The organism is Frankia sp. AgKG'84/4 (assembly GCF_023242965.2).
Taxonomy (GTDB): domain Bacteria; phylum Actinomycetota; class Actinomycetes; order Frankiales; family Frankiaceae; genus Frankia.
In genome coordinates this window covers 1-4,379 of record NZ_JALKFU020000453.1, presented here as the reverse complement: position 1 = coordinate 4,379, position 4,379 = coordinate 1, and the positions used below count along the sequence as shown (strand labels likewise).

Here is a 4,379-nt window from a genome sequence, read left to right as displayed (position 1 = left end):
GCGGTGGCCGGCTCGTCGTGCACGCGGCCCAGGCGGGGGCGGAACGGGCCGGCCGAGCCCATGCCGCGCCGGAAGCGGAAGGTGCGGTCGCGGGGGAGCACCGGATGCGGCTCGGATCGGCCGTGGCCGTCCAGCCAGGCCACCAGCCGGCTGTCGGGAGTGGTCGCGTCGACGGTGAGGCGCGCCAGCGCGAACCTGTCGTCGCCGGGGTGGGACAGCACCTCCCGCACAGCGCAGGCGGAGCTGTACCCGGCGGAGATCGCCAGCTGGCGGACGGCGAGGTCGTACCCGCCGCCGGGGTAGGCGATCGTGCGCGGCTCATCGCCGATCGCCACGGCGAGGCGCCGACGGGAAAGCGTGAGTTCCGCGATCACGTCGGCGCGGCCCAGTTCGTTGAGCGGCCGGCCGGTGTGCCCGGATCCGCCGATCTCGATTCCCAGGCCGAGGACGCGATGAAGGTCCGCACGGTGGAAATAGCCCTGATCGCCCACCCGGGAACTCGTCACGAACACCGTTGCCGTCAGGCCCGCGGCGGCCAGCTCGCGCAGGGCGATCAGTGTTTCCGCGCCGCCGTCGTCAATCGTGATGACGATCGGATTCGCCGGCGCGGACGGCGTTCCGAGAGACGCGGCGTAGCTGGACACGGTCAGGGGCTGGCGGCCCGAGGTGGCGATCAGCTGGCAGTGCCGGGCGAAGATTGCCAACGGCATGGGCCTGCGCCGCGCGCCACGCGTGGTGTGCGGGTCGAACGAGCGGTAGCGCAGAACCGGGGTCGTCGGTTCCCGGCGGCCGGCGCGCGGGCCGAGCGTCACCACGGTCCGATCCCGCGCCGCCCGGGCGGTGAGTCCGGAGCGAGCGACAAGCGGGCCTCCCTGCGACCGCCGCGTGTGGCCGCGGCATCGGGTATTTACGCGGATGTGCGTCCGAGCGCGGATCCCTGATGCGGCAGGAATGTAGCACGAGCGGCTGCAAAAGCAAGTGAAGCCGCAGGCCGCGAGTGCACCGCGGGCTGACCGTCCCGATTCAAAATCTTTTTGCGGATTTGGAAGGTCATATTTTTCGAGGATGTGTCGCCCCGCGAATGATGGAGATGCGGGCGTCGCGGTGTGGTGACCTCGTTGCGGTCGGGTGGAGGTCCGGTGTGGGAACCTGACTGGCCCGCTGGCGGCCGGGATCAGTCGTCGCGGTCGCCGGCGGTCGCGCCGGACCGACCGGGGCCGCGACGGCGAAGACGGGAGAACGCGGCGCAGGCGCAGCGGCCGCAGTTGGTTCCCGACCGGTAGTGCTGATGATCCGCGCGATCATGGCCGCAGCGGCACCGATGCCACCACCCGGCGAGCGCGCCCACCTGCACTCCTCTCGTCACGATACGGCCTGGTAACGATACGTTGGGCGGGCTGCGGCGCGGCCTTGGCGTCGCGCGGAAGACATCCCCATCGTCGGCAGTTCGGTGACCGGGCCACCGGACGCGGGTGGGCGCTGGCGGTGGCCGGTTCGCCGCGTGCCTACCGGGCCGGCCGGCGGCGGGCGGCGGCCCACCCGCGTGTCGTCCCACCGGCCATTCCCCTGCAGCGGAACGTACGCCACGCCCGGTCCCCGCACGCTCGTCTCGGCGGCGCCCGGGACCACAGGGTCGTCGTCGGCGAACAACAGCAGGGTGAGCAGGACGACTAGGAACAGGCCGACCCGGTTGGCCGTGAACACCGGCACGCCGATCGTCCCGAACAGACACAGCACCGTGACCGAGGTGGCGAACCGCCGCTGCTCCGGCGAGCGGATCCGCCGGACCCGCCACCACGAACTCACGACGAGCACGAGCATCAGGGCGAGCAGGCCGACGCCGATCAGGCCGCCGACGACGACGGCCTCCGCCCAGCCGCTGTCGTAGGGGACGGCGAGCCCGCCGACGCCGTAACCGAGCCAGGGACGGGTGTCCAGCACGTAGTCCCAGGCCCGCGCGGAGGCGCCGACGGAGTGGAAGCGGTCGGCGGTGTACTGGGCGAACAGGCCGCTCGACCCCGCGCCGGGAATGAGCATCCGCAGCATCCAGGAACCGTTCCAGTTCGTCAGGCCGGCCTGCCCGCCCACGACCGCCGCGGCCGCGAGACCACCGCCGACGACGAGCAGCCGCCGCAGGGGTCGGCCGAGCCCGATCGCCTGCCACGCCGCCATCGGGACGCCGCACAGCAGGAAGACCTTGGAGACGCTCAGCACCCCGCCGAGCAGCAGGGCGGCGGCGATGCCGCCGAGCAGTACCGGCCGGTCACCGCGCCCGGACCGGCCGTACAGGTACACCGCGGCGAACAGGGCCAGGGAGTAGGCGACGCCGGCCTCCACCGGCTGGTTGAAGATGCCGGACAGCCGTCCGTTGTTGAGCGCGAGCACCGCCACGCTCTGCCCGTCCAGCGCGACACCGCCCCAGAAAGCCCCGAGTATGCCGGAGATGTCGGTGAACAGGCCCATCGCGGCGACGCCGGCGTTCAGCACCATCAGCACGACGAAAATTCGGCAGAACCGGTCGAGAGCGGCGGTGCGGGTATATCCCCCGGCGAGCCACCGGCCCACCATGAACAGCACCGCTGCCGGATAGAGGTAGTTGTCCATGCCGGCCAGCGTGGAGCCGGGTGCGAAATCACCCATAACCGTGACACCGATCCCGTCGATGATGACGTAGGCGGCGAAAAATGACCAGGTCACGGTGAACATGAGGTGCCTGGGGCCCATCCCGCGAAAGGGGTTACCGAAGGGCAACGAAAGGAGCATTCCACCGTAGACGACAACCTGCTCCGTACGGATTCCACTCACCACGTAGGGGCCAAAAACAGCCACTACCGCCAACGTCAGCCAAAGGGTCGCGGTTCGCGTCGGAACCCTGTTCTCAGGTGGGTACACCGCCGCATCATGACACGGCTAATGCGATTCTCCACGATTTTCCGGCTGCCACCGGCGGCACGGCAGCGGGGAACCGCTCTCCCGATTGTGCCGGCCGCTGCGGCGCTTAGCCCGGCCGCGCCTGGGAAGGTGCAGGACCGAGGCGTACCGGGAACGGCCCGGGACGCACCGATGTGGGAGGCCGCCGTGACACAGCCAGCCTCGGATTCCGGGTCGTGGGACCAGGACGACTCGCCGTTGGAACCCGCCGAGATGCTTGACGGCGACGGGCTCGGTTCGACGGACGCCGGCCGTGACCCGCTCGGTGACAGCTGGGACGCGCCGGACCGCCCCAGCAGGTCCGTGCAGTACCCCAACACCCCGCGGGAGGAACGGCGCGGGGCGACCTTCGACCGGCTGCTCGCGGCGGAACTGCCCGACACCGACCCCTACCTGGAGGCGGAACGCGAGGAGTCCGGCCAGGTGCTCGAGGCGGACGCCTACGGGGAGGGAAGCACGACCAGCGCCGCGGACGACGACGGCCAGCGCCCCCGATCCGAGCCCGATGCCAACCCCGGCAACTGGGCGGAGGCCGCCGAGCACAGCGCCCTGCACCTGGAGTGAGCCTGCGCCTGAGGTGAGCCCTGCGCCTGAGGTGAGCCGACCGCGGGCCTCGATAGCCGGCGCGGCGGGTGACCTACGCTGCTTGGGTGGCAGTCACGCGCCCATCGGCGCACGCCCCCGCGCGGCCCTCGGTCTGGTCGCCGCGGGTCTGGTCACCGCGGGCCCGGCTGGCCGGTTTCGCCGCCGTCGGCGCGCTCGCGGGGGCTGCGGCGGTCCGGGTGTACCTGGTCGATCCGGCGCGGCCCGGGCACTACCCGACCTGCCCGTTCCGCTGGGCGACGTCGCTGGACTGTCCGGGCTGCGGCACGCTGCGCGCGCTGCACCAGGTGCTGCACGGGCACGTCGGTGAAGCAGCCAACTACAACCTGTTTTTCGTCGTCGTCGCGCCGATCCTGACCGTCGGCTGGGTGGTGGCGATCGCGCGGGCCGCCGGCTGGCGCCGGGGGCTGCCGCGCGTCCCGCCACGGCTGCTGCCGGCGATCCCGGTGCTGGTCATCGCCTTCTGGGTGCTGCGCAACCTGCCGCTGCCCGGCTGCACGTGGCTGGCGTCCTGACCAGTCTGGCCGCCTGGAGCCCGACCGTCCCGGCCTGGTGGCGTCCCATCAGCAGTCAGCGGTCAGCGGCGGCCGAGCAGGTAGCAGGCGATGGCGGCGGTGGCGGCGACGTTCAGCGAGTCCACGCCATGCGCCATCGGGATGCGCACCCGCGCGCCGGCCGCCGACTGGGCCGCGGCGGACAGCCCGGGGCCCTCGGAGCCGAGCAGCAGCGCAACCCGGATGTCCGGCGGCGGTGGAGGAGTTCCCGCCGCCGGGAGGACCCGGGCTCGCGCTGATGACGTGGCTCTGTACCTTCATCGCCCACATCACCGCCTACCGGGGCCTCCC

At 72.0% G+C, this 4,379-nt stretch carries 4 protein-coding genes and 1 pseudogene; 2 read left to right on the top strand and 3 right to left on the bottom strand.

All coding sequences use genetic code 11. The features are described 5' to 3' along the window. On the bottom strand, positions 1-815 hold an 815-nt coding region (locus MXD58_RS21085), incomplete at its 3' end, for a polysaccharide deacetylase family protein (RefSeq protein WP_250609784.1). A gap of 547 nt (positions 816-1,362) precedes the next feature. Further along, positions 1,363-2,697: a hypothetical protein gene (locus MXD58_RS21080; protein ID WP_250609783.1), complete on the bottom strand. Its 1,335-nt coding sequence runs from the start codon at positions 2,695-2,697 to the stop codon at positions 1,363-1,365. 381 nt (positions 2,698-3,078) lie between these two features. Between MXD58_RS21080 and MXD58_RS21075 the strand changes: the two genes are divergently transcribed. Both MXD58_RS21075 and MXD58_RS21070 read left to right on the top strand, forming a co-directional pair. Then, complete coding sequence (locus tag MXD58_RS21075; protein WP_374616442.1) at positions 3,079-3,495, top strand: hypothetical protein; 417 nt, start codon at positions 3,079-3,081, stop codon at positions 3,493-3,495. Between the two features lie 86 nt (positions 3,496-3,581). Next, a complete protein-coding gene (locus tag MXD58_RS21070) occupies positions 3,582-4,049 on the top strand; it encodes a DUF2752 domain-containing protein (protein ID WP_248839111.1) in 468 nt (155 codons plus the stop codon). 62 nt (positions 4,050-4,111) lie between these two features. On the opposite strand, the pseudogene MXD58_RS21065 reads toward MXD58_RS21070, so the two are convergent. Beyond that, positions 4,112-4,282, bottom strand: a pseudogene (locus MXD58_RS21065) (TrmH family RNA methyltransferase); the annotation flags it as partial. Positions 4,283-4,379 lie beyond the last annotated feature (97 nt).